This is a genomic window from Arthrobacter sp. S41 (assembly GCF_004320535.1).
Taxonomy (GTDB): domain Bacteria; phylum Actinomycetota; class Actinomycetes; order Actinomycetales; family Micrococcaceae; genus Glutamicibacter.
Window position 1 is genome coordinate 1404278 of record NZ_SIHY01000001.1, and the last position, 24393, is coordinate 1428670.

23 protein-coding genes are annotated in these 24393 nt (G+C 54.8%); 8 read left to right on the forward strand and 15 right to left on the reverse strand.

Going from position 1 to position 24393, the window contains the following annotated elements:
• Window positions 1-120: 120 nt before the first annotated feature.
• On the reverse strand, window positions 121-1116 hold the full coding sequence (locus EYR88_RS06465; protein ID WP_131088850.1) for an o-succinylbenzoate synthase: 996 nt from the start codon (window positions 1114-1116) through the stop codon (window positions 121-123).
• Window positions 1117-1196: 80 nt separating this feature from the next.
• On the opposite strand from EYR88_RS06465, the gene EYR88_RS06470 reads away from it, so the two are divergent.
• Window positions 1197-2060: a phosphatase PAP2 family protein gene (locus EYR88_RS06470; protein ID WP_131088851.1), complete on the forward strand. Its 864-nt coding sequence runs from the start codon at window positions 1197-1199 to the stop codon at window positions 2058-2060.
• Between the two features lie 32 nt (window positions 2061-2092).
• On the opposite strand, the gene EYR88_RS06475 is transcribed toward EYR88_RS06470, so the two are convergent.
• The 4 genes from EYR88_RS06475 to pdhA form a co-directional block, all read right to left on the reverse strand.
• A complete protein-coding gene (locus EYR88_RS06475) occupies window positions 2093-3106 on the reverse strand; it encodes a hypothetical protein (protein WP_131088852.1) in 1014 nt (337 codons plus the stop codon).
• Window positions 3107-3360: 254 nt separating this feature from the next.
• Entirely contained in the window at window positions 3361-4800 is a 1440-nt protein-coding gene (locus tag EYR88_RS06480) for a dihydrolipoamide acetyltransferase family protein (RefSeq protein WP_131088853.1), read from the reverse strand.
• Window positions 4801-5883: an alpha-ketoacid dehydrogenase subunit beta gene (locus EYR88_RS06485; RefSeq protein ID WP_131088854.1), complete on the reverse strand. Its 1083-nt coding sequence runs from the start codon at window positions 5881-5883 to the stop codon at window positions 4801-4803.
• A 1-nt stretch (window position 5884) separates the two neighbouring features.
• Window positions 5885-7048 (reverse strand): pyruvate dehydrogenase (acetyl-transferring) E1 component subunit alpha, encoded by a 1164-nt coding sequence (gene pdhA, locus EYR88_RS06490; RefSeq protein ID WP_131088855.1) that lies wholly within the window; start codon window positions 7046-7048, stop codon window positions 5885-5887.
• Window positions 7049-7273: 225 nt separating this feature from the next.
• Here pdhA and EYR88_RS06495 point away from each other — a divergent pair, with 225 nt between their 5' ends.
• On the forward strand, window positions 7274-7726 hold the full coding sequence (locus EYR88_RS06495) for an Lrp/AsnC family transcriptional regulator (protein WP_131088856.1): 453 nt from the start codon (window positions 7274-7276) through the stop codon (window positions 7724-7726).
• A gap of 97 nt (window positions 7727-7823) precedes the next feature.
• Here the strand turns inward: EYR88_RS06495 and EYR88_RS06500 are convergent, their stop codons facing one another.
• From EYR88_RS06500 to EYR88_RS06540, 9 genes are all read right to left on the reverse strand, one after another.
• The gene (locus EYR88_RS06500; protein ID WP_131088857.1) at window positions 7824-8609 is read right to left on the reverse strand and encodes an enoyl-CoA hydratase/isomerase family protein; all 786 of its coding nucleotides are present in this window, start codon (window positions 8607-8609) and stop codon (window positions 7824-7826) included.
• 18 nt (window positions 8610-8627) lie between these two features.
• Window positions 8628-9788: a 1,2-phenylacetyl-CoA epoxidase subunit PaaE gene (gene paaE, locus EYR88_RS06505; RefSeq protein WP_131088858.1), complete on the reverse strand. Its 1161-nt coding sequence runs from the start codon at window positions 9786-9788 to the stop codon at window positions 8628-8630.
• Window positions 9785-10282, reverse strand: a complete 498-nt coding sequence (gene paaD, locus EYR88_RS06510; protein ID WP_131088859.1) for a 1,2-phenylacetyl-CoA epoxidase subunit PaaD — start codon at window positions 10280-10282, stop codon at window positions 9785-9787. The genes paaE and paaD overlap by 4 nt, the downstream gene beginning before the upstream one ends.
• A 31-nt stretch (window positions 10283-10313) precedes the next feature.
• Window positions 10314-11174 carry a 1,2-phenylacetyl-CoA epoxidase subunit PaaC gene (gene paaC, locus EYR88_RS06515; RefSeq protein WP_131088860.1) on the reverse strand — a complete coding sequence of 287 codons (861 nt, stop codon included), beginning with the start codon at window positions 11172-11174 and terminating at the stop codon, window positions 10314-10316.
• Complete coding sequence (paaB, locus tag EYR88_RS06520) at window positions 11171-11461, reverse strand: 1,2-phenylacetyl-CoA epoxidase subunit PaaB (protein ID WP_131088861.1); 291 nt, start codon at window positions 11459-11461, stop codon at window positions 11171-11173. The genes paaC and paaB overlap by 4 nt, the downstream gene beginning before the upstream one ends.
• Window position 11462: 1 nt before the next feature.
• Window positions 11463-12449: a 1,2-phenylacetyl-CoA epoxidase subunit PaaA gene (paaA, locus tag EYR88_RS06525; RefSeq protein WP_131088862.1), complete on the reverse strand. Its 987-nt coding sequence runs from the start codon at window positions 12447-12449 to the stop codon at window positions 11463-11465.
• Window positions 12450-12590: 141 nt separating this feature from the next.
• Window positions 12591-13040 (reverse strand): DoxX family protein, encoded by a 450-nt coding sequence (locus EYR88_RS06530; RefSeq protein ID WP_131088863.1) that lies wholly within the window; start codon window positions 13038-13040, stop codon window positions 12591-12593.
• A 203-nt stretch (window positions 13041-13243) separates the two neighbouring features.
• Complete coding sequence (locus EYR88_RS06535; RefSeq protein ID WP_131089808.1) at window positions 13244-13969, reverse strand: amino acid ABC transporter ATP-binding protein; 726 nt, start codon at window positions 13967-13969, stop codon at window positions 13244-13246.
• A gap of 26 nt (window positions 13970-13995) precedes the next feature.
• Window positions 13996-15390 carry an amino acid ABC transporter substrate-binding protein/permease gene (locus EYR88_RS06540; protein ID WP_131089809.1) on the reverse strand — a complete coding sequence of 465 codons (1395 nt, stop codon included), beginning with the start codon at window positions 15388-15390 and terminating at the stop codon, window positions 13996-13998.
• 272 nt (window positions 15391-15662) lie between these two features.
• Between EYR88_RS06540 and EYR88_RS06545 the strand changes: the two genes are divergently transcribed.
• The 6 genes from EYR88_RS06545 to EYR88_RS06570 all read left to right on the forward strand — a co-directional run bounded on the left by EYR88_RS06545 (window position 15663) and on the right by EYR88_RS06570 (window position 22345).
• The gene (locus EYR88_RS06545) at window positions 15663-17816 is read left to right on the forward strand and encodes a S9 family peptidase (protein WP_131088864.1); all 2154 of its coding nucleotides are present in this window, start codon (window positions 15663-15665) and stop codon (window positions 17814-17816) included.
• A gap of 2 nt (window positions 17817-17818) precedes the next feature.
• Window positions 17819-18850 carry a bifunctional GNAT family N-acetyltransferase/GrpB family protein gene (locus EYR88_RS06550; RefSeq protein ID WP_165477291.1) on the forward strand — a complete coding sequence of 344 codons (1032 nt, stop codon included), beginning with the start codon at window positions 17819-17821 and terminating at the stop codon, window positions 18848-18850.
• Between the two features lie 115 nt (window positions 18851-18965).
• On the forward strand, window positions 18966-19412 hold the full coding sequence (gene paaI / locus EYR88_RS06555; protein WP_131088866.1) for a hydroxyphenylacetyl-CoA thioesterase PaaI: 447 nt from the start codon (window positions 18966-18968) through the stop codon (window positions 19410-19412).
• A gap of 32 nt (window positions 19413-19444) precedes the next feature.
• On the forward strand, window positions 19445-20764 hold the full coding sequence (locus EYR88_RS06560; RefSeq protein WP_131088867.1) for an AMP-binding protein: 1320 nt from the start codon (window positions 19445-19447) through the stop codon (window positions 20762-20764).
• A 32-nt stretch (window positions 20765-20796) separates the two neighbouring features.
• On the forward strand, window positions 20797-21411 hold the full coding sequence (locus EYR88_RS06565; protein WP_131088868.1) for a TetR/AcrR family transcriptional regulator: 615 nt from the start codon (window positions 20797-20799) through the stop codon (window positions 21409-21411).
• Window positions 21412-21634: 223 nt separating this feature from the next.
• The gene (locus tag EYR88_RS06570; RefSeq protein WP_131088869.1) at window positions 21635-22345 is read left to right on the forward strand and encodes a nicotinamide mononucleotide transporter; all 711 of its coding nucleotides are present in this window, start codon (window positions 21635-21637) and stop codon (window positions 22343-22345) included.
• A gap of 51 nt (window positions 22346-22396) precedes the next feature.
• Here EYR88_RS06570 and EYR88_RS06575 read toward each other — a convergent pair whose 3' ends face one another.
• Window positions 22397-24175, reverse strand: a complete 1779-nt coding sequence (locus EYR88_RS06575) for a carbohydrate-binding module family 20 domain-containing protein (protein ID WP_242632473.1) — start codon at window positions 24173-24175, stop codon at window positions 22397-22399.
• Window positions 24176-24393: the final 218 nt, after the last annotated feature.

Sequence of the window (24393 nt, forward strand, 5' to 3'; positions counted from 1 at the left end):
CCATCACTTCCTCAGTTAGGGCTCGCTGTCAGGGGAACGACTCGATATGAGGTTTTCACCCAGAAGTGTGCAAAATGCAACGCGTAAGTTAACTGCGGGGAAATAGATGGGTGCTACAGGCTAAGCATTCACCAGCTGCTCATAACATTGCTCAACTCTGCGTAGCCACCACTGAACTTTCGAGGCTTCAGGGCGTAGGTCCTGAAGTTTCTTGGCATCGGCTTCGATTCGACGCACCGGAAGGTAGCCGGCTTTGGCCAGCAATGGATCCGCGCATACGTCATCGGCTAATAATGTCCCGGTAGATAATCCGCAGGCGTAGGGCAGTTCTGGTAGCGCACTGGCTAGAGCTGCCGCTTGAGCTAGTCCTACCGAGGTGTCCAGAGCGCTAGAAACGACGACGTCTAGTTCAGCTTTCTTAGCAATATCCAGTACGGCCTGAATCCCACCCAGTGGCTGCGCCTTGATGACCATGAGATCTGCTGCGCCCAGCCGAGAAACTTCCAGCGGGTCTGTGTGCTTGCGTACTGCTTCATCGGCAGCGATCTTCAAATCAAAGCCTGCATTGCGCAATTTCTCACGAACTTCAGCCAAACCGGTGATGCCCGGTACTGGCTGTTCAGCATATTGCAGGTCGTACTCACTGAGGGCCTTGAGCGCATGGACCGCTTGCTCAATGTCCCAGCCCATATTTGCATCAACTCGCAAAGCGGCGTGAGGGTAAAGCCGACGGGCTTCGGCAACCCGGGCCAAGTCCTGGTCCAAGTCTTGTCCCTGTTCTGCCACCTTGATTTTGATGGTGTGTGGTGCATCGTAGCGTTCAAGTACGGCACCCACCTCGCTGGCTGGGACCGACGGCAGAGTTGCGTTGACGGGGATCAAAGTGCGAAGTGGTTCCGGGAATGGTTGGTAGGCTGCTTCGATGCCGGCAGCGAGCCAGCGGGAGGCTTCGTGGGCTCCATATTCAGGGAAGGCCGAGAATTCTCCCCACCCGGCCGGTCCTTTGATGAGCAGTGCTTCGCGCTGGGTGATTCCGCGGAATTTAACTCGCATGGGTAAGCGAACAACGTGGCTGTTTGCTAGCAGCTCTGCCAGCGGTGGAAGTTCAATGCTCATGTACTAAGCCTAGCGAGCGTGGGCATAATTACAGTCTTTTTGGGTGACGTTTGCACCAGTAATTGTGACAGTCTGGAAGCATGCCCCGCCATTCAGCAGCTCCGCACCCGCGCCACATTCGGTGGTGGTTGGCTCTCATCTTGTTGATAGCCCTGTTCTGCGTGGAATACGTCTTCTTTGTGCTGCTGCGCGCGGGTCAATGGGCCGATCAAGCAAGCTTCATGGCTTGGTCGCAGTGGTGGCCACGTACCGAGTTGCTGGATCCAGTGCGCCAGTTCTTGGATCTGCTTCCGGTGATCTGTGGTGTTGTTGCCGGAATCTTCTTACTCTATCGAGTGATCAGAGACCGAAGTTTCATCAGGGCCATTGTCGCGATTCTCGGTGCGGCAGCAGCGTTGGGCACTACGCAGTTGCTCAAACATGAAATCTTGATTCGTCCGGACTTCAATTTTGGTACGACCGGAAACTCATTCCCTTCGGGACACACCACTGCTGCGGCAGCGGCCATGGGCTTGATGTATTTGATGTCCCCACCAAAACTTCGCCCAGTCATACAGCCTATTGTTTGGCTCTTTGCCACAGTCACCGGTGTGGCAACACTAGTCTGTGGTTGGCACCGCCCGAGCGACATCGCCGCTGGTTTTCTGGTCACTGCTTTTTGGATGGTTATCGCCAGCGTTGTATTACAACGGATTCAACCGCTGAGTCATGAAGTGCGCAAGACTGGCTGGTCCAGACGAGTTGGCGCGACCAGCATCATCGTGTGGGCCATCATCATCGGATTATCTTTCCTCTTACCTCACCCGCACATTCAGAAGATTCCCGAGACCTTACAGCTGACCTACGCAGTCTTGGGCATTGCACATGTCGTCGCGGCATCACTGGTTACAGGGTTGGCGTTACGTTCTGTCGTGCTGGGGCCAATGCGCACCGTTGCGCAATAAGTGGTTCCTCGGGGTCACCAGCAAGGCCGTATTTAGGAATCATTCCTCTGCAGCAGTGCATTGAGTTTCTCGGCGCCACGTTCAGAGTGCGGAACCGTCACAGCAAATCGCGTTGAATTCTTCAGCTCAAAGGCCAGGCCTTCAAAACGTCGTAGGACCACCGCTGATCCACCGGGAAAGAAGCGCCATCCCCAGCCGCCCCACGTCATTGGGTCAATCTCGGTACTGGCCACCGACAGGATGTCGACCAGCTGGATGGTGCGCAAGGGGAACCCAAAGATTGCGGAGGCCACCTGCACCTGTTGGTCAGTGATAGTCACTCGGATCAAACAAAGTCCTAGGACTAGCGGACTAACGACCAGGCAAGTTACTAGACCGGTAATGGTGGCGGCCGAATTCACTTCACCCGGGCGGGCGAAGAATTCGAAGAGAATATATAGCCCTACTCCAGCAATCAGTATCCCGAGCGCCCGCATCCACCACGGGGCCTTCATCGTTTCACTAAATTTCTTGCCCCCAGCGCTCACATCGGGCTGGGGTGTAGACGCAGTTCTTCCCTGAGCTTGGTCGATACGTGTTTGTCGTTGAGCTTGCAGTTGCTTTGAATACGACTGGTAGACGCCGCAGATCCACAGCGGAGTGAGAGCTATCAGCGTGCAGAGCAACATGGGGAGCATCCAGATGCCGATGACAGATGTCTCTGGTGTTTCGGCGAGCGCTGTTGGTATCACCGAGCCTACAAAAACTCCGACCGTGGTCCACGAAAGTAGTGAACCAACAAAGAGGAGCGTCAACAATAAGCCCGGCCTGCGCTGCTGAACTAATGAGCTCAAACCGAGGACGGTTCCTAGGATGCTCAGGCCAATGGCAACTGGCACAAATACTGCAGTGCGGGTGAATTCGTCAGGATAGGTCGATGACCAGTGCGTAGCGATGATCTCAGGCAGCTGATTAGCCAGCGGGAAGTAAATGCCGAGCACGATGAAGACCGGAAGAATCAAGATCAGGTATACCCATGGACGGTTCTTCACTGCATGCCTGGTCATCTTCATCTCGTTTCCATAGTCCAGTTGATCGGCTCCGTGGTTGGTGGAGTCATTTACCAGCCGCATCTACTTCAACAAGGTGCGTAGATGTATTTCCATGCTATCAACACTAATCTGACATGGAACTAAATGATCGATCAATACTGAAATAACAGCATTAAGGATGATCCCCGCCGAACCCGTTTCAACTTGGGTTCGACAGGGATCATCGATGCCACTCAGCAACTGAGTAGTTCAGTGACAGCGCAGCACTACTAGAGCGTCGCCAGGGCCCGCTTGGGATCCGTCATTGCATCAGCAACAAATCGCAAGAACCCGGCAGCGGTGCCACCATCACAGACACGGTGATCAAAACTGAGCGTCAGCTCGCAGATCGAGCGGACCTTGAGCTTGCCGTTGACCACCCATGGCTTCTCGATAATGCGCCCCAGCCCCAGGATCGCAGCCTCCGGGTAATTAATAATGGCAGCCGAACCATCAACGTTGAAGACCCCATAGTTGTTGATCGTGAAGGTGCTACCCGACAAGTCGGACACGCCGGCCTTGCCCTCGCGGGCAACCGTAGCCAAACGAGCAAACTCGGCAGAGAGCTCTTGGGCATTGAGCTTATGAGCGTCCCGTACATTGGGCACAACTAAACCGCGCTCGGTCTGAGCCGCAAATCCTAGATTCACTCCCTCAAATACGGTGTGCCGCAATCCCCCATCAGCGTCGACATCAATGCGACTGTTCAATTCAGGGAAACGCTGCAGCCCTGCCACGGCAAAACGCGAAATCAAAGCTATGACGCTAGGCGCCTGACCATCGGCTTCCTTGATCTTGGTGCGCAGCTTCAACAGTTTGGTGACATCTACATCCACCCACACTGTCGCTTCGGGAATTTCACGGCGGGAAGTGCTCATGGCGTTGGCAATGGTCTTGCGTACCCCGGAGAGCACCTGCGAAGAAGCTACCGGCAACCCGGTACGTGAGTCTGCATCCACAGTGCCTGTCGAAACTTCCGGCTTCGCGGCCGTGCTCGAAGTGCTTGGCTGCGTAGCGGTAGCAGTCGTCGCAGGCGCTTGACTTACAGCAGCAACGGCAGCTTCCACATCAGTGCGCAGGATCAGACCCTCAGGGCCGGTGCCTTGCACGGTAGAAATGTCCAGAGAATTCTCTCGGGCCAGCTTTCGAACCAGCGGGTTGACTACACGAACAGCTTCAGCAGAAGCCTTGGTCGCTGATGCGCCACTAGCGCCCAGCCCGCGAGGTTTACGCCTCCGACTAGTTTTGCGCTGAGCTGAGCCAGTGCCATAGCCGATGAGGACATTGCCACTGCCTTCTTCGTCGTGCTCTGCCTCGCCACTTGGGTCAACAGATTCACCAGCAGGGGCCTGTGTTCCTGCAAGTTCTTCTTCGCGATAGGACTGTGCGCGCTCGCCGGATGGTTCCCCAGTCTGCGGTGCATCCTCGCCGCCGGTGTTCACGGAGATGAACGGCTCATCTACCAGCATCATCTGGCCAGCTTCACCGTGCAGCGTGGAGACTACGCCTTCAAAGGGAGACGGAATCTCCACCAAAGACTTGGCGGTTTCGACTTCTGCGATGGGTTGGTCCACGGCGACAGTGTCGCCAGCAGCCACAATCCATCGGACCAGCTCTGCTTCGGTCAGTCCCTCGCCGAGGTCAGGTAATAGGAAAGTCTTGATACTCATTTAGGCCTCCCACTGGAGTTGATCAACGGCGTCGAGAATTCGTTCCGCACTGGGCAGGTGGTATTTTTCCAAAGTTGGTGCCGGGTATGGGATATCAAATCCGGTGACCCTCAAGACTGGAGCTGCCAGGGAATGGAAGCACCTTTCTTGGACGCGGGCAACAATTTCACTGGCCACTGAGGCGAAGCCCTGAGCTTCGGCAATCACGATAGCTCGCCCAGTTTTGCGTACCGAGGCACAGACGGTCTCATCGTCAAACGGAACGATGCTGCGCACGTCGATAACTTCTAAGTTGAGGCCTTCTTCAGCTGCCATCTTGGCTGCTGCCAAAGCGGTGGAGACACTTGGGCCGTAGGTGATCAGCGTGGCGTCGCTACCGGCACGCGCAATACGAGCTCGGCCTTCAGTTTTTGCGCTCTTTTTTCCTTCGTATTCCTGTGCCAGCTGCTCAAGGTCTACCTGTTCCTTAGACCAGTAGAGCTTCTTTGGTTCAAAGAAAACTACCGGATCATCGGAATCAATGGCTTCGCGGAGCATCAGGTAGGCGTCCTCAACACAGGACGGAGTGAACACCTTCAGTCCAGGAGTGTGAGCGTAATAGCCTTCCGACGAATCGCAGTGGTGCTCTACACCGCCAACTCCTCCGGCATAAGGGATACGAATGACCATCGGCAGGCTGAGCTTGCCTTGGGTGCGGTTACGCATCTTAGCCACGTGCGAGGCTACCTGCTCAAAAGCGGGGTAAGCGAAAGCATCAAACTGCATTTCAATAACTGGGCGCATACCGTTGATGGCCATGCCCACAGCCATTCCGACGATGCCAGATTCTGCCAGTGGGGTGTCAAAGCAGCGGTCAGCTCCGAAGCGTGCGGTGAGCCCATCGGTAATACGGAAGACTCCCCCAAGGGTTCCGACATCCTCACCAAAAATGACTACTGAATTATCGGCCACCAGGCCATCGGCGAGAGCCGTATTCAGTGCCTTACCAAAGGTCACTGGCTGGTTTTCATTAGCGGCTTTAGCGGCAGCACGCGCGGTGGCAGCACTGACGTTCGGGTTGACGCGCGAAGTAGTGGCAGTCATTCTAGGCCTCCTCGCGGTCTAGTTCGTCAGCAAGCAATGCTTGCTGTTCGGCGAGCTGAGTGCTCTTGGTGGAATAAACATGTTCAAAGAGTTCGCGCGGATCGGTGTTGGCATCCTGATTCATGCCATCACGCAAGGTCTTGGCTACCGCTTCGGCGTCCTCGGAGATCTTGGCAACGGTCTCCTCGGTGAGCAGTCCGGCATCTTCCAGATACGCCTTCATGCGGGTCACTGGGTCTTTGGCAATCCAGGCCTGAACCTCGGAGTCCTCGCGGTAACGCTTGTCGTCGTCAGCGTTGGTGTGCGCCTGCATGCGGTAGGTGTGAGCCTCAATGAGCAGTGGGCCGTTGCCTTCGCGGGCCATGCGTACTGCTCGGGTCATGATGGCCATCAATGCCATCAGGTCATTGCCGTCTACCCGCTCACCGGCCATGCCGTAACCCACTGCCTTGTGGGCCAGCGATGGTGCGGCGCTCTGATGTGAGAGTGGGACAGAGATGGCGTACTTGTTGTTTTGTACAAAGAAGATGACCGGCAGGTTGAAGACCGCAGCAAAGTTCAGTGCTTCGTGGAAGTCGCCTTCACTAGTAGCTCCGTCGCCACACATGGCCACAACAACCGTGTTTTCACCGCGCAGCTTGGCGGCGTGAGCAACGCCCACTGCGTGCAGTAGCTGAGTGGTCAATGGCGTTGACATGGGCGCGCATTTGTAGGCCTTCGGGTCGTAACCACAGTGCCACTCGCCTCGGAAGCTAGTCATGACTTCCATCGGGGCAACGCCCTTGGATAGCACGGCTACAGTGTCCCGATAGGTTGGGAAGAGCCAGTCGTTGTCATCTAGGCAGAGCGCGGCAGCAATTTGGCAGGCTTCTTGCCCGTGGCTTGATGGGTAAACAGCCATTCGGCCCTGGCGGACCAGGGCGGAGTTTTGGTCGTTGACTCGACGTCCGGTGACCAGTGCGGCATAGGCTTCCATGAGCCGAGCAGGACTTGGCAGCGGATATTCGTGACCTGGTTCGGTACCCTGCTCATTGTCCGGACGGAGTGATCCATCTGGATTCAACAAGTTGATCATGTGCCGCGCTGGCAACATGTAGTCCTCGGGGGTAATGCCGAACTTTTTGCTGACTTCAGAGATGCGAGCTGAGGATGCGTCCGCGCTCATGTTCTCCCACCTTTCTCTTCTGTGGCTCAGCCCTCTAGGCGCACGCCCTGTGACTCAGTTCACCTAAACATCATTTGCAACTAATTATGCGTATCGATTGCATTCTGTATCCACTCAGCCGGAGAATCGTGGAAAGTTGAGACGCAGATACGTATACTTGTGGACGAAACGTTTCAATAAAATGTGTTTGATCGAGAGACGTCAGACACATTGAAAAGGAGAATCATGGCCGCGGAAGTGGAGCTAAAACTTGACGAGGTTGACCGCGCCATCTTGGCCGAGCTCACCAAGGATGGTCGCCAGTCAGTAACCACGGTTGCGCAGAAGGTTCACGTGTCTCGTGCCCACGCCTATTCGCGCATCGCCAAGCTGCAAGATGCTGGAGTTATCACTCGTTACACGGCGGTCATCGACCCGGTGAAGGCCGGCCTAAAAGCCAGCGCCTACGTCACCCTCAAGCTTCGTCAGCATTCGTGGCGCGAACTACGCGACCACCTAGCTTCAATCCCTGAAGTCCAACATATTGGCCTCGTGGGTGGAAATTTTGATGTGATCCTGCTGGTGCGAGCAACAGACAATTTGGACCTGCGTCGTGTGGTCTTCGAAGAATTACAGGCACTGCCGACGGTGCTTGATACCCAAACGCACCTGATTTTTGAGGATACAGACACCCGATAAAGACAAACTGCCCGCCTGTACCAAAACTTCGGTCTCCCAAAGCCTTGGAACAGGCAGGCAGTTTCAAGCGGATCAAGTCACTGGCTTGCCACGGGTTTTATTTCTTCCCATAAAAGACCGGCGGGCGTTTGTCTTGGAAGGACTTGAACCCCTCGGCGTAGTCAGGCGTATCGCACAAGGCTGCCTGCGCACGGTTTTCAGTTTTCATTGAAGCCCAAAGTCCAACTCGCTGATCCCGTATTTCTTGGACCAGTCGCTTTGACTCAACAAACGCCTGCGTTGCCCCTTGGGCCACTTTGCCAATCAGCTCTTCACCGCGTTCCACCAAGTCCTCTGACGGGAAAGCACGCGAAAATAATCCGGATTTCACGGCTTCTGCCCCGGAAATCAGTTCAGCGGTATAGATCATGTCCAGGGTGCGGTGCGCTCCGAGTCGCTCGGTGAAAAGCCAATGCCCACCCGAATCCAATGTTGCTCCCAGATTGGCAAACGGTGAACCAATTTTTGCGTTCTCTGCCACGTACACAACGTCCGTAGCGATGGCCAAGCCCAGACCAACACCCAGACACGCACCCTGAACCAAGGCGAAGGTCGGCGCCGGAAGATTCGACATCTTCTCTAAGAGTGGCTGCACTTTGCCATCCAAATACCCAGTGACATCATCATCGGCAGGGTTCACTGCAGAAATATCTCTTCCGGCACAGAAGCCACGACCAGCGCCGGTCAGCACCAACGCCCGAACACTGCCATCGGCCACGCCAGCAGCAGCCTGGTCGTAGGCGAGCGACAACTCGTCTAGGGCAGCTACATCAAGGGAGTTCATTTTCTGTGGAGCATTAAGCACAACTCGGGCAATTGAATCGGCAATCGTCAATTCGATCATGAGTGATTCCTTGCTTTCCTAAGCGTCAAAATCGACGGCCAGTTTTTCGCTGGTCGGATGTGATTGGCAGGTGAGCACGTAACCGGCTTCAACTTCTTCTGGCTCCAGCGCATAGTTTTCAGCCATGGTCACTGATCCGCAGGTCACCTTGGCACGGCAGGTTCCGCAGACTCCGCCAGCACAGGCGAACGGGACATCTTGGCGAACACGCAGAGCAGCGTTTAACACGGTTTCGTTGGCTCGCACCGGCGAGGTAACTTCGCCTTTGAGGCCATCGAGGTTGAAGCTGATCTCGTAGCTTTCCTCATTCTCTTCCACCACCACGGGTCGGCCAATATGGCCTTGCGGCTTGGATGGTTCACCGGTGGTAAATAGTTCAAAACGAACCTTCTGCGCTGGTACTCCTAGCGCAGTCAGTTGGTCTCTGACCAGCTGGACCAGTTCGAATGGTCCGCATAGGAACCACTCGTCCACACTGGGTGCTTGCACCACATTGGTGAGCAAGGAGCTTAGCTTTTCTGCGTCGATACGACCAGAGAGTAACGGTGAAATCCGCTGTTCACGACTCAGCACGTGGTGCAGTGCCATGCGTGATGGGTACCGGTCTTTGAGGTCTGCCAGCTCTTCAAGGAACATGACATCCATGGCGGCTTTGTTCGCATAAATCAGATCAAAGCGGCTGTGCTCGTTGGCTTCCAGGATCGTACGAGCGATTGCTAGAACCGGAGTAATCCCTGAGCCGGCAGCCACTGCAACAAAGCGATCTTGTGTGGTGGTGTTGATCTTTGAAGGATCATTAATCTCAGTGAGTTTGTGCTTGGAAATGAAGGCACCAGCCGGACTCATCACGTCAATCTGCTCACCTGCGGCCAGTTCCTCGTTGGCCCAGGTGGAGAACAAACCACCAAGGTCACGCTTGATAGCTACCTTGATTTCATCCCCGGTGGGCGCGGCGCAAATTGAGTAAGAACGGCGCAGTTCCACCAATTCGCCCTCGGCGTTGGGCAGCTTCTTGCGAAGGGCCACGTACTGTCCGGCGACATAGTCATATTCTTCGCTGAGTTCTTCAGGGATAGCGAAGGTAACTTCAATGGCGTCTTTGGTCAGGCGACGCACATTCGAAACGGTGAGACGGTGAAAAGCGGCTCTGCGTCGAGCCGAAGTTTGTAGATCGGTCATGAAAGTACCTTGAAGTAGTCGAAGGGCTCTAAACAGTCTTTGCAGGTGTAGAGCGCTTTACATGAAGTGGAGGCAAAGCGGGCCAGCTCACGGGTATTCAACGAATGGCACCGAGGACATTTCACACTCATACCCAGAGTGATTCGCCCGGCGTGGCCTTGGCCGGTAGGAGGAGCGATCCCATACTCTTCGAGTTTTCGTTTGCCATCTTCGCTCATCCAGTCCGTGGACCAGGCAGGGCTCAGCACCAGCTTGATCTGGACCTGATGATATCCGGCGTCGCTAAAGGCCGAATACAGGTCTTCACTGATCACGTCCATAGCCGGGCATCCAGAATAGGTCGGGGTGATCACTACCTGTACTGTGCCGTCTTCGGCGGCGGTGACCTCGCGCAGAATCCCAAGGTCCACAATGGACAGCACAGGTATCTCCGGATCATGAACCTTCGCGGCGATGGCGAACAGCTCGTTGGAGTCAGCGATCAGCTTATTCAAGACTGCTCCCCCTCTCGGGCATTATTTGTCGTTACCAGCTGGCGCCGGGATGCTTACGTGCAAGTACCTGCATCTCGGCCAGCACGTAGCCAAGATGCTCAGAGTGCTCACCTCGTCGTCCATAGACCATGGCTTGGCCGGTGGAAGGAATCTGCAGACCCGCGTCGGTTAGAACTGCCGTGATCTCTTCTTGCCATGCGTCGCGAAGCGTCGAGGGCAACACCGCGATACCTTCTAGGCGTTGGTGTACCGCTTCATCGCGGAACATTTCATCAACGTAGGGCCAGAGAATATCCAGAGCGTGACGCATTTTTTCGGCCGACTCTTCGGTTCCCTGTCCCAACCGGATGGTCCACTGAATGGCGTGGTCGCGGTGGTAATCCACTTCTTTGACAGCCTTGGCTGCGATAGCTGCTAAAGTTTCGTCAGCTGAGCTGACCAGCTTTTGATAGAGCAGGTGCTGGAAGATGGAGACGATCAGCTGTCGCATGATGGTGACACCAAAGTGCCCGTTGGGTTGCTCAACGATCCATAGCGAAGTGAATTCTTCTTCCTCACGCCAGTACGCCAAATCATCTTCACTCTTGTCCCAGGCCAGTCCGGCGTAGGTCAAAAATGAGCGGGCGTGACCGAGGATATCTAGGGCAATGTTGCCCAGGGCTACGTCTTCTTCTAGCTCAGGGGCCCTCGAAATCCAGTGGGCAAGTCGCTGAGCCAAGATCAGCGAGTCATCACCCAAGGTCAGTGCGTACTGTGCCACTTCATCGCTGGGAGCTACACCGTCTACGGCAATGTCTTCCGGACGAAGTGCGTTTCCCGGGGTGACTCGGGTGGCCGAAGCCAGTGCGTCGCCGAAGCTGTCCAGTGCAGCATCCAATTCTTCGTGCTTCACAGATGCTTCACTCCTTCACTGGCCTTGTAGTACGTGGCATGTCGATAGTCTTTGCCCTGCGGAGATTCAAAGAAGGAATCTTTCTCATCCGGATCAGAACTAATGATGTCGCTGGATTTCACTACCCAGAGGGAAACGCCTTCATTGCGTCGGGTGTATAGATCTCGTGCGTTACGCACGGCCATCTGCGCGTCAGGGGCATGTAAGGATCCTGCGTGCACGTGCGAGAGTCCGCGGGAGGAACGGACAAATACTTCCCACAGGGGCCAGTTGTTCTGTTGGCTCATGTTAGGCGACCTCACTTTGTGCTTGTTTTGCGGCGTAGGCTGTTGCGGCTTCGCGGACCCAGGCGCCTTCTCGGTGTGCTTCGCGGCGACGTTCGAGTCGTTGGGAGTTGGCTGGACCGTTGCCTTTGATGACGTTCATGAATTCATCCCAGTTCAGATCCTTATGAATCCACTGCTTTTTGACTTCGTCATAGTGCAGTTCTGGATCTGGAAGGGTCATGCCAAGGACCTTGACCTGCTCGGCGATCATGCCGACAAAGCGCTGGCGCAACTCATCATTTGAGAATCGTTTGATGTTCCAGGCCATGGACTGCTGGGAGTTAGGTGACTGGTCATCGGGTGGGCCGAACATCATCAGCGATGGCTCATAGAAGCGGTTGATGGCATCTTGAGCCATTTTCTTTTGAGCTTCGGTGCCGCGCGAGAGTGCCAGCAGGATCTCAAATCCTTGGCGCTGGTGGAAGGACTCTTCCTTGCAGATACGCACCATGGCACGTCCATAAGGACCATAGGATGCACGGCATAGTGGGACTTGGTTGGCGATGGCTGCTCCGTCGACTAGCCAGCCGATAGCACCCATGTCCGCCCATGAACGTGCTGGGTAGTTGAAGATCGAGGAGTACTTGGCGCGACCGGTCAAGAGCTGATCGTTGAGCTCGTCGCGGCTGGTGCCTAGGGTCTCGGCAGCCGAGTAGAGGTACAGTCCGTGCCCGGCTTCATCCTGAACCTTAGCCATCAAGATGGACTTGCGCTTCAGCGACGGAGCACGAGTAATCCAGTTAGCTTCAGGCTGCATACCAATGATTTCTGAGTGGGCATGCTGGGAGACCTGTCGAGTCAAAGTTTTGCGGTAAGGCTCAGGCATCCAGTCACGTGGTTCAACGCGAGCGTCCCGATCAATCAACGCATCAAAGCGAGCTTGTGATTGTTCTTCTTCGTAGCTCGGGACAGCACTGAGTCCCGGTTCCTGCGGCGCACTCGGGGCCATGGGTTCACCTCTTCGAAAACAAATTACATACTGACCGTTCGTTCAGTATGTCAGAGTGCTCTCGGTCACGTCAACAAAAGCTCCGCGGGTACAACAAAACCCCAAGGATCACTCCTTGGGGTTTTGATTGAAGCTACAAATCTAGGCGTTGACCGCGGCACGCTTTCCGCGCTTACGGCCAAACAGCAAGTGATCAATGGCCCAGCGACCTGGTCCCATCAAGGCCAGCGCGACGGCGCCGGCAGCCAGGGCCAGCACGAGCTCGTAACCACCATTGGCAACAAAAACGCCGTTCTGTGCGTGAGTTAGAGCCAACGCGCCGATCATATCCAGCGCCAACAGTGCGCCGAAAATTCGGGTTGCAATGCCCAAGATCAGGGCGATGCCTCCCACCAGTTCCAAGGTTGCTACCACTGGGGCAACCAAGCTTGCGGCAGGAACGCCCATCTGAGCGAAGCTGGCGGTGGTGCCATCAATGGTGAACTGGGAGAACTTTTGCCAACCGTGGGCGGCAAATAGGAATCCGATAACAAGGCGCAAAATGGCCTGCGCAGCGGCAAGTAGGCGGGGATTATTTTCCAGATTGTTCATGATCTAGCTCCTCGGAAACGTCAGCCGGTCAGGGGTCTCCCTGCTCGATTTCCCGTTCAACACTATTCGGATCAAGTTGAAGCTTCAAGCACTTAGATGTTTTACTCCGGTTACCTTCATCACGAAAAAAGCCGCGTTCCCCACCCCAGCGTGATGCTGGGGCAGGAAGCGCGGCCCTTATCCGTTGGCTTTAGAACTTCGTACTAGAGCACCTTCGAAAGGAAGTCACGAGTACGTTCCTGCTGCGGATTACCAAAGAGTTGCTCTGGCTCACCCTGCTCACAAACCACACCGTCAGCCATGAAGATCACTCGGTCACCCACCTCGCGGGCGAAGCCCATCTCGTGGGTTACCAAGACCATGGTCATGCCCGAGTCAGCCAACTCCTTAATAACCTGGAGCACCTCGCCGACCATCTCAGGGTCAAGAGCACTGGTGGCCTCGTCAAAGAGCATGATTCCTGGAGCCATGGCCAGCGCACGAGCAATAGCTACACGCTGCTTCTGTCCACCTGACAGGGATGCCGGACGGGCGTTGGCCTTGTCCTTGAGCCCTACACGTTCCAGAAGTTCCAGCGCACGTTCGCGTGCCTGGGCCTTGTCCATCTTCTTCAGCTCCACTGGAGCAAGCATGATGTTCTCGGCGACGGTCATGTGCGGGAAGAGGTTAAAGTGCTGGAACACCATGCCCACATGACGGCGAACCTCATTGATATCCACCTTTGGATCGGTGACATCAAAACCGTCAACAATCACCTTGCCAGAAGTAATCTCTTCCAGCTTGTTCAGGCAACGCAGCAGTGTGGACTTACCGGAACCCGAAGGCCCGATGACACACACCACTTCACCTTCACGAATATCAAGATCAATGCCCTTAAGAACATTGTTTGAACCGAAAGACTTATGCAGGTCTTGGACCTGGATTTTCATCTGGGAGCTCTGCTCGGTTACGGCGCTCACTTGTTGAACCTCCGATCGGCGTAGTTAGCCAACTTTGTCAGGGCCATGATGGCGATGAAGTAAATGACACCCACGATGAGCAGGGTTTCGGTCACGCGGAAGTTCGCTGCGTAAATCTGCTGACCTTGGTAGAGCAGTTCGCCAAAGCCAATAGCCAACAGCAACGAGGAGTCTTTCAGGCTGATGATCAACTGGTTGATCAACGATGGAGTCATCATCTTGAAAGCCTGAGGAACAACAACCTTCTGCATCGACTTGCCGTAGCCCAGACCCAAGGAGCGAGAAGCTTCAAGCTGGCCTGGATCCACCGACTGGATACCACCGCGAACGATTTCAGCAACATAGGCGCCAGCGTTCAGCGACAAGGTCAGCACACCTGCGGTCCAGACTGAGACTTCCCAACCGGTCAGCTGTGGCAGACCGAAGTAGAACATGAAGGCCCAGAGCAGCAGCGGGGTTCCGCGGAAGATATTGACGAAGGTCGAGGCAATCCCGCGAAGCACGATGTTGCCCGAGAGCTTCAAGAAGCCGAAGAACAGACCAAGCACCATAGCAATGGCGAAGGAGATCGCGGTGACCAACAGGGTGTGCCACAAACCGGACATCAAGGCCGGGAAGGACTTGGCCACTAGATCAAAGAAATTATCCGGAGTCGAAGCGCTGGGATCAGAAAGGTACTTGTCCAGAATCTTCTGGTACTCGCCGTTGGCCTTTAGCTCTGCAAGACCATCGTTGAAGGCTGCCAACAGGGCGGTGTTCTCACCCTTATTAACTGCGAAACCGTAGGAGCCACCGGGCACCTTGTCGGTCACGGTCTTCAGACCGTTACCCTGAGCAATGCCGTAGGCCAGCACCGGGTAGTCATCAAATACCGCTACAGCGGAACCTGACTTCACCGATTCATACATGGTCGCGGACTGGTCTAGGGACTTGACCGTAAACCCATATTTTTTAGCGATGGACTTGGCGTAGGTTTCACCCTCAGAACCAGTCTTGGCGACAACGGTTTTGCCCTTGAGGTCCTCATAAGTCTTGACGTCGTCTTTGTTCTTGGCGACAGCCATCTGTACACCGGACTCAAAATATGGCTCCGAGAAGTCATAGATTTCTTTACGTTCATCGGTGATCGACATACCTGCGATGACGCCATCCACCTGATTTGATGAAAGGGCAGCCAAAGCGGCACTGAAGCCAAGGGACCTGACTTCAACCTTAAATCCTTGGTCATCAGCAATTTGCTGCAAGATGTCCATATCGATACCAGTCAGTTCGCCATCCTGACGGAATTCAAAGGGGGCGAAGGTGGTGTCGGTACCAATGACGTATGTTTGACCGTCAACTTTTTCGTTGCCTTGGGCCATGGCCGAAGGCGCACCAACAACCAACGCCATCAAACCGATGGCTGCCGCGGCAATCCATCGTTGCAGGCGCCCGTGCCGGGCAACTCTCTGTTTCTTTTCCACTGATGATCGCTTTCTCAAACTAAAGGGCGAGTGGCCCGAGCTGCAGACATGATCCTATTCCTGCAAGCCTAGGCGCATTAGAGTCTAGCCGGAAGCATTGGCGCCTATTGTGCTCAGAGATCCAAACCCGGCAACGATCTTCTGTCCGCGCTGAGCATAGCCAGTGCCCACAAGTGGTGCGCGTGAGATTGAATAGGGGTATGACTGATGCATCGTTGAATAACACTCCTCCGGTCGCGGCCAAGCGCCCTACCACCCGCAGCTTCCATGGTGATGATTTCATCGATAACTACGAGTGGCTCAGGGAGAAGACCAGCCCTGAAGTGATCAACCATCTCAAGGCTGAAAACGACTACACCGACGCAGTCACCGCCGCCCAGCAGCCACTGCGCGATGACCTGTTTAACGAGATCAAGGCACGCACCGTAGAAACCGACTTGTCTGTACCGGTTCGCCGCCGCGGTTGGTGGTACTTCACCCGCTCAGCCGAGGGCAAGCCTTACACCGTGCAGTGCCGCGTTAAGGCCACCGATACTTCGGATCCAGTAGCCGACTGGACTCCCCCAGTAATTGATGCAGAACAGAGCTTGCCGGCCGAAGAAGTCTTGCTTGACGGCAATGCACTGGCTGAAGGTCAACCCTTCTTCTCCCTCGGTGGCATGGCGCTGAATGAAGAAGGGAATCTACTGGCCTACTGCGTTGATAATGCAGGAGATGAACGCTTCACCCTTTACATCAAGGACCTCAAGACCGGTCAGCTCTTGCCGGACGTTATCGAAGGCGTCTTTTACGGCTTAGCTTTCTCCCCTGATTCCTCCACCGTTTTCTACACGGTGGTTGATGAAACGTGGCGTCCTAACCAGATTCGCGCACACCGTTTAGGCACCGATGCAGCCGAAGACCAGCTGATCTTTGAAGAAAACGACCCGGGCATGTGGCTTGGTTTTGATCTGAGCCCAGACCGCAAAGTCCTGATGATTTCCAGCGGCAACTCTGAGTACTCGGAAACCAGCATGCTGGATCTGACCGACAGCAACGCCGCTGTCACCTTGCTGGTCCCCCGTGATCTGGGCTTGTTACACGGCATCGACTTGATGCCAGCCGCCGGCCAAGCACTGATCACCCACGACTACCAGGCACCGAACAATATGGTGTCTTTGGCAAACATTGATCAGCTTGGTAAAGACACGTCTCCAGAGCAGTGGCAGAGCGTTGTTGCTCATGAGGACACGGTGAAGATTGAAGGTACGATCCTCACCGGTTCCCACGTGATCCTCTCGGTACGTCGTGACACCTGCGAACGCGTGCAGCTTCTGGCCCTGGAAGGGTTGGGAACCGCGGCGCAAGCAGCACCGATCGAACCTGAATTTGAAGACGAGTTGTTCACCGCCTCCCCGACTTTTGCTGAACTTGATGCACCGCTGATCCGCATCAGTTACACCGCTGACTTCACCCCTGCCCGGGTTTACGACCTGTGGCTAGAAGATCAGAGCTTGGTTCTACGCAAGCAGACGCCGGTCAATGACTATGACCCGAGCAAGTATGTCTCCACTCGGGATTGGGCTACCGCCGCTGACGGAACCAAGATTCCTTTGACCGTCATGCGTCGTGTCGATCTGGATACCTCCGTACCGCAGCCGGTGCTGATCTACGGGTACGGCTCCTATGAAGCTTCCATGGACCCAGGCTTTGGCATCCCGCGGTTGAGCGTTTTGGATCGCGGAGTCATCTTTGTGATCGTTCACGTGCGTGGCGGTGGCGAGTTGGGTCGCGATTGGTACTTGAAGGGCAAGAAGCTTCACAAGAAGAACACCTTTACGGACTTTGTTGATTCAACTAAGCACGTCATTGATTCCGGCCTTGCTGACCCGCAGCGCATTGTCGCCCTTGGCGGCTCCGCCGGTGGACTTCTTATGGGTGCTATCGCCAATATGACTCCGCAGCTGTACACCGCGATCATTGCTCAGGTGCCGTTTGTTGACGCACTGACATCAATCCTTGATCCAGATCTTCCACTCTCTGCTTTGGAGTGGGAAGAGTGGGGTAATCCGATTGAAAGCAAAGAAGTCTATGACTACATGAAGTCGTATTCTCCGTATGAAAACGTCACTGCTCAGGCCTACCCAAAGATTGCCGCGGTTACTTCGCTGAACGACACCCGTGTGCTGTACGTTGAGCCAGCGAAGTGGGTTGCCAAGCTTCGTGAAGTCGGCACCGGTGAGGCACCGATCGTGCTGAAAACCGAAATGGACGGTGGCCATGGCGGCGCCTCGGGCCGATACGAGTCATGGAAGTCTCGCGCCTGGGATTACGCCTTTGCCTTAGATTCCTTGGGTTGCACCAAACTAATCTGATCATGAAGCAAGTAGCGGCCATGCGCCACATCAGCATCACCGACTACCGCGATGACTCTGCGGTGCGTCGGTTGCTGGTGCTGGCCGCTAGTCCTGCCGATGAACAAGGCCTAGAAGAACTACTGGACGAATGCCAAGCTCTGAATGTTCTTGCCAGTTTCACTCAATCTGGGAACATTTGCGCCTTGGCCGCCTACCGGCATGGTGACAAGTATTCGTTGTGCCTTGAATACCTCGCCGTCTTACCCGAACACCAGCAACAGGGCTTGGCACATGGTTTGCTGAAGGCACTGCGAAAGCGCCACGGCAAAAGCATTTGGGCGACCACCGATAAGGATGCCATCGAGTTTTACGGTGCCATCGGCTGTATGATTTCCAAGTCAGCCGAAGATTGGCGTTGGCCCGGCACCACAAGATATTTGTGCACCTTGCCGTACCCCCCGCTACTGCGATCTCAGCCCGAAGAAGACCCGGGTTATGAGGCGGTTGGTGGCCAACTGACGCGCGGAAACATTCGCATCGAAGAACCCCAAGCTCATTGGGCCAGCGACTTCGCGAACCTCGCTGCCCTTATTTCCTCGGCGTTGGGGCCGCTTGCCTTAGCTGTGGAACATACCGGTTCTACTTCGGTAGTTGGACTGCCAGCCAAGCCGATCATCGATATCACCTTGTTGGTGCCTGATGCCAACGATGAAAGTACGTATGTGGCGGCGTTGCAACAGGCAGGCTTAGTGTTCTGGCACCGGGAACCAGGCTGGTACGCGCACCGCATGTTTAAACCGTCGATTGAGTCTGGGCTGTCGGATGCCAACATTCACATCTTTTCCGCAGGCAGTCCTGAATACCTGCGAATGATGATTTTCCGTGAACATCTGCGACACAACAGTGTTGACCGTGATGCCTACGCCGCGGTGAAGCGACAGGCCGCTGCACAGATCGCGGCTACCGATGGTGAAGATGCTCTGGTCATGGACTACAACCGAATCAAGGAACCCTTCATCCTTGATTTACACCGTCGCATTTTCACCGACTAGTTTCCTCTCGCCCTCTGGCGCAATACGGGATACCCAACTGTTCAAAAACTTGACTTAGCTCACATTATGTTATTACCTAATGATCGTTCGGTAAATAAATCGGCGAAGGACAATGATGACCAAAACTCAGGTAGAAGAGCCGTTACCCCACGAGATTCTCCGCAATGATACTGCCGCCCGATGGCTAGGCATTGAAGTCATCGAAGCCAGTGACGGACATGCGGTCATCACCATGGAGCTTCGTGAAGAAATGCTCAATGGCTTTGGCATTGGTCATGGCGGGATGATCTTCACCCTTGCAGACACCGCATTCGCCATGAGCTGCAATGAAGTCGAAGGCTCCGAAGAAACCATCACCGTGGCCTCCGGAGCAGACATCAACTTCCTAAAGCCAGCAGTGCTGGGCAGAAAACTCACTGCCACCGGCAACCGAGTCTCGCAACAAGGACGTAGCGGACTCTACGACATTACGGTCACTCAAGAAACCAGCGACGGCACTAGCGAAGTTATCGCCGAATTCCGCGGACGTTCCCGCACCATACCTAAGCCAAAATCGCGCTAATCCCCCAGTCCATTCCTGACGAAAGTTCTAGCATGTCTGAGACCTCCCGCCGTGTTGAGCTGCCAAACCCGCTTGACGCAGAAGAAACCATGAGCCGTGATGAGATCGAATCGATCCAACTTGCTCGTTTGAAGGACACCCTGCATCTGGCCTACAACAAGGTTCCTCATTACAAGGAAAAGTATGATGCTGCAGGCGTCCATCCCAATGATCTCAAGGAACTGAGCGACCTGTCGCTGTTCCCTTTCACGGAAAAAGAAGATCTGCGAAAGACGTATCCGTTTGGCATGTTCGCCGTCCCACAGCACGAAGTTGCACGTATTCACGCTTCCTCAGGAACCACGGGAAAACCCACCGTTGTTGGATACACCCAGCAGGATTTAGATGACTGGGCCAAGTTGGGCGCAAGGTGCCTTCGCCTATCGGGAGTGAAACCAGGCTGGAAGGTTCACAACGCCTATGGTTACGGACTCTTCACCGGTGGACTGGGCGCGCACGCTGCAGCCGAACGCCTGGACGCTACCGTTATCCCGATGTCCGGTGGGCAAACCGATAAGCAGATCTCACTGATCCAAGACTTCGCTCCGGATGCCATCTTGTGCACGCCAACCTACCTGCTGACTATCGGGGACGCGATGCAACGCAAAGGCATTGACCCACGCAGCACTTCGCTCAAGGTTGCTGTGCTCGGCGCAGAACCGTGGACTGAAGAAATGCGTCACGAGCTAGAAGAAATGTTCAATATTGATGCCTGCGATATCTATGGACTTTCCGAAGTCATGGGCCCAGGCGTCGCTGGAGAATCAAATGAACGTAAAGACGGCAGCCACATCTGGGAAGATCACTTCCGTCCGGAAATCATTGATGCCTTTGACCCAACCAAGGTCCTCGGCGACGGCGAGCACGGAGAATTGGTCTTCACTTCTTTGACCAAACAGGCCCTACCGATCATTCGCTATCGCACCCATGACCTCACTCGACTAATGCCAGGTAGCGTTCGTCCCGGACACCGTCGAATGGGTCGAATCACCGGACGCAGTGATGACATGATCATCTTGCGTGGCGTGAACTTGTTCCCCAGCCAGGTTGAAGAATTGATCCTGAAGGTTCCGGGTCTCTCCCCGCACTTCCAACTCATCCTCTCCCGCCCTGATCGCATGGACCAGTTGGCCGTCAAGGTGGAGCGTCGCATGGATACTTCCACCGAGCAGGCCGAGCACGCAGGCAAGGAACTAGCCAAACTGATCAAGATTCACATTGGATCATCGTGTGCCATCGATGTTGTAGAACCTGAATCGCTGGAGCGTTCCATGGGTAAACTCAAGCGCATCTATGACCTACGTAATCAGTAATCCGAGCTGGGACATGGAATAATCGATTCATCATGGACACCACTGACACTGCAAGTCGACCGGCTAAAAGAGGGCGCCCCGGCTACGACCAGGAAACCGTATTGCGCATTGCCGTTGAGGCTTTCAACGAATACGGGTACGACGCGACCTCGATGGGTAAACTCGCCGACCGACTGAGCATTAGCAAGTCCGCGATTTATCACCATGTGCCTTCTAAAGAGGATTTGTTGCGCCTTGCCTTGGATGAAGCGCTGATTCCTTTGGAAGCAGTGATCACCGAGGTGCAGTCCCATGAGGGTAGCGCCGATGAACGGCTCGAATTTTTCCTGCGTTCAACGATTCGTATTTTGATTGACAAGCGCCTGTACGTCACCTTGTTGCTTCGCTTGCGTGGCAACACCGAACTTGAACGTCAAGCGTTGGAGCGCCGACGCGCCATGGACCGCCAGTTAGCTGAATTGGTCACAGCTGCGCAGAGCGACGGCAAGCTTCGAGAAGATCTAGATCCACGAAGCACCGCCAGATTACTCTTCGGCATGATCAATTCATTGGTGGATTGGTACCGCGTAGATGGTCCCCTCGAAGCGACGAAGCTTGAAGAACAAGCCATCTCTTTGCTGTTCACCGGTTTGCACACCAAGTCGTAATAGCTAGATTAGCAACTTTGAGGATGCGACCTTCTGCTTACGGGTAGAGGGTCGCATTCTTGTTTCTGCATCATCAGGCACGAGGGTTGTGTTGCATCCAACCCTTACAGGATTCACTGACTCACAGGAATCACGGCTAGCATCTAAGGGGTGCCTTGTGCACCTGCCGTTGCCAATCGATCGAGTGAAGAGCACCGTGGATTCAATCTTACAAACCCTTTTCATGGCTACTGCTGACAGCAATAGTTCCTATGTTCAAATCCTGCTGTCCGCCGCAAGCATGTTGCTAGTTTTCGTCTCTGCAATCTTGCTGGCCCATCGCAACGATCTGGGTTGGTGGACTCTGATTCTTGCCGTTTTTGTCGGCCCACTGATTTCTGCGCTGCAGTTTGACCTTCTTGGACTGATCTACGGTATTCCGCTGTTGCTGCTGCCGATCTTTGGCCTCTGGCGGTTCTCCCAATACAAGCTTCACGGCAAGTTCACCCGTGAAGTAACCCGTACTGGAATCACCATGTGGTCTGCCGTTGGCATGCTTGTTGGCCTGATCTTGTTGGTTGCTTTGCGATTCGGCCCATTCTTGTTCAACTCCACTTTCCTGAGCGCTACGCCGGAAATTTGGGTCATGTACTTCGCCGACGCAGCGATCTTCGCATCCTTCGTGATGATCGCACGAGGCGTTCGTGAGGGTTGGCTGTTGTTGGCCCTTGCGGCCATCGCTGATCTGGTCATTTACTTCATGATCTCCCCAATGCTGGGCATGATCGGCTTGTACGTATTTATCGCCCTGGCCGCCGTGTATGGCTTCTACCTCTGGCGCAACCTGTCCGGTGCTTCAGAGGTTGCTCATGAGGAACTGAGCGAAGAAGAACTTGCACTGCAAAAGGCAAAGCAAGCCACTTTGGATAAGCTGAACGCTGACTCTGAAAAGTAAGTTTTCCGCAAAAAATCCCGCCCATTTTTGGGCGGGATTTTTTTGTTGGAGCTAGTTATGCCAGCTGTCTTTCAGAACCAGTGATCCATCGGCCCCAACAGTGGCGGTGCGGTTGCCTCCGGACTCCCAACTGGTGTTCCCGTTCTGGTCATACTTGATGTACTTGTACTCAAAGGTTGTCCCGGCAGGAAGGTCCACGGTGCCGGTCCAGCTCGGGTAATTTGCCGAGGAGAGCGCCAGCGCCTTGGCCGGGTCCCAATTACCCAGCATCGCCTGGTTGCCGACAATTCGGATATTCTGCCCCAGTGTGGTTTCGGCAGTTACTGCCACACTAACGTCACCGGCTTCTTCGACCGGGTCGGTTCCCCCACCGATTGAGCCATCACCGAGTGCACCCACGTGCAACGCCAGTGCACCGTACGCAGGTATGGTCGCGGTGAACTTGCCGTCAGCTCCTACGGTGATCTTCTGCGAGCAGTCTGCACCGGAGACGACATCGCAGTAGGTCCCGGCAGCTAGCGCGCTAGTGTACTGACGGGTAGTGGCAGCCCCGGTGTTGTTAATGGCGACAAATCCCTTGTTACCTCGTCCGTAGGCGATCTGGTTATTTCCGTCGTCCCACCAGTTGCTTACCGCAGCGTCGCCAACGGCATTGTTGAATCCGACCATTCCAATAATTTCTTCTTGCCGCTGTTCGCAGGTCCATGCCGATGAATCACAGTTGGCGTTGGGCACCGAAGAATCGCTGGCGCCGGGAGCACCGGATTCCTTGTCAGTGAATGAGAAGCCTGAGTACACCGAGGGCGAACCGTAAGGCCAAGAAAGCATAAAAACGTTCGCTAGCAGGTATTTGGCTCCCCATTTGTAGTTCATGGTTTCACCATTGCGTTCGGTGTCATGGTTGGTCACGAAGACCCCAGCATTGGCGCCGTTAAGCTTGCCATCACCGATGAAACGCAGGTTGGAAATCTGTGCATCAAAGTCGTTCTTCAGCTGACGGGCATAGTCGAATTCAAATGAGTCGCCGCTACCTAGATATTCGCTTTCCTGGATAGGTTCCCCAGAGGCTCCGATAACTTCATGGACCCAGTAAACACCCGAGTTTTTCATCTTTGATTTGATCGCCTCAAGATCAGAAGCCGGGATGTGCTTTGAGGCGTCAATGCGGAATCCGGAGACACCTAGCGAGACCAGATCATCAAGATAGTCTGCGATGTTCTGCTGAACGTAGCTGCTGGAAGTCTTCAAATCTTGCAGTCCGACTAGCCGGCAATTTTGAACCTGCCAGCGGTCAGCGTAGTTGGAAATGTTGGTGCGGCAATCGTTGAAGTCTTGGGCCGAATACTCTGGGAAGTTGTCTTCCGAGAATGGCGAGCCGGCGGTCCCGGTGCCGGACTGGCCCACACCAGCCATGTGATTGACCACGGCGTCGGCGACTACTTTGACGCCTGCATCGTTACAGCTTTTGACCATGGCCGAGAACTCTTCGCGGTTACCCAGCTTTGAGTCCACCTTGTAGCTCACGGGCTGATAGGAAGTCCACCAGGCTGTTCCGCGAAGGTGCTCAGCGGGTGGTGAAACCTGAACGTACCCGAAGCCTGCTGGTCCGATGCTTGATTTACATTCTTGGGCCACCGAGTTCCAGTTCCACTGGAAGAGGTTAAGAATGACATCCTTCCCGTTGTTTGATGGGGTTGTCGCTTGAGCTGGGGCGGCGAACAATGGGGCAGCCAACAAGGCTAGTGAGGCGGCTAGAGCGGCAGCTGGTTTGGCCGCTCGTGCTCCGATTCTGCGTCTAGTTGGTTTGGCGCGTGATGACAAAAGTCCCACAGAAATGCTCCTTTGATGTGATGATTGGGCAACGATCCGGCGGAACCTGCGCTCCGAATCGACTAGCCACACATCTCCCCATCAATATGTGACCTGAGACACAACTGTAAACGCTTTCTTAGGTCTAACCAAGAAGTAAATTTCTGTAAACAGGTTAAATCAGCGATATTCTCGGACTAGATTGACGAAAGTTTTTTGCCATGGGTATGAGTTTGAGA

Coding starts and splice junctions, on each gene's coding strand:
- EYR88_RS06465 (WP_131088850.1), bottom strand. CDS start 1,116: ATGAGCATTGAACTTCCACCGCTGGCAGAGCTGCTAGCAAACAGCCAC.
- EYR88_RS06470 (WP_131088851.1), top strand. CDS start 1,197: ATGCCCCGCCATTCAGCAGCTCCGCACCCGCGCCACATTCGGTGGTGG.
- EYR88_RS06475 (WP_131088852.1), bottom strand. CDS start 3,106: ATGACCAGGCATGCAGTGAAGAACCGTCCATGGGTATACCTGATCTTG.
- EYR88_RS06480 (WP_131088853.1), bottom strand. CDS start 4,800: ATGAGTATCAAGACTTTCCTATTACCTGACCTCGGCGAGGGACTGACC.
- EYR88_RS06485 (WP_131088854.1), bottom strand. CDS start 5,883: ATGACTGCCACTACTTCGCGCGTCAACCCGAACGTCAGTGCTGCCACC.
- pdhA (WP_131088855.1), bottom strand. CDS start 7,048: ATGAGCGCGGACGCATCCTCAGCTCGCATCTCTGAAGTCAGCAAAAAG.
- EYR88_RS06495 (WP_131088856.1), top strand. CDS start 7,274: ATGGCCGCGGAAGTGGAGCTAAAACTTGACGAGGTTGACCGCGCCATC.
- EYR88_RS06500 (WP_131088857.1), bottom strand. CDS start 8,609: ATGATCGAATTGACGATTGCCGATTCAATTGCCCGAGTTGTGCTTAAT.
- paaE (WP_131088858.1), bottom strand. CDS start 9,788: ATGACCGATCTACAAACTTCGGCTCGACGCAGAGCCGCTTTTCACCGT.
- paaB (WP_131088861.1), bottom strand. CDS start 11,461: ATGAGCCAACAGAACAACTGGCCCCTGTGGGAAGTATTTGTCCGTTCC.
- paaA (WP_131088862.1), bottom strand. CDS start 12,449: ATGGCCCCGAGTGCGCCGCAGGAACCGGGACTCAGTGCTGTCCCGAGC.
- EYR88_RS06530 (WP_131088863.1), bottom strand. CDS start 13,040: ATGAACAATCTGGAAAATAATCCCCGCCTACTTGCCGCTGCGCAGGCC.
- EYR88_RS06535 (WP_131089808.1), bottom strand. CDS start 13,969: ATGAAAATCCAGGTCCAAGACCTGCATAAGTCTTTCGGTTCAAACAAT.
- EYR88_RS06540 (WP_131089809.1), bottom strand. CDS start 15,390: ATGGCGTTGGTTGTTGGTGCGCCTTCGGCCATGGCCCAAGGCAACGAA.
- EYR88_RS06545 (WP_131088864.1), top strand. CDS start 15,663: ATGACTGATGCATCGTTGAATAACACTCCTCCGGTCGCGGCCAAGCGC.
- EYR88_RS06550 (WP_165477291.1), top strand. CDS start 17,819: ATGAAGCAAGTAGCGGCCATGCGCCACATCAGCATCACCGACTACCGC.
- paaI (WP_131088866.1), top strand. CDS start 18,966: ATGACCAAAACTCAGGTAGAAGAGCCGTTACCCCACGAGATTCTCCGC.
- EYR88_RS06560 (WP_131088867.1), top strand. CDS start 19,445: ATGTCTGAGACCTCCCGCCGTGTTGAGCTGCCAAACCCGCTTGACGCA.
- EYR88_RS06565 (WP_131088868.1), top strand. CDS start 20,797: ATGGACACCACTGACACTGCAAGTCGACCGGCTAAAAGAGGGCGCCCC.
- EYR88_RS06570 (WP_131088869.1), top strand. CDS start 21,635: ATGGCTACTGCTGACAGCAATAGTTCCTATGTTCAAATCCTGCTGTCC.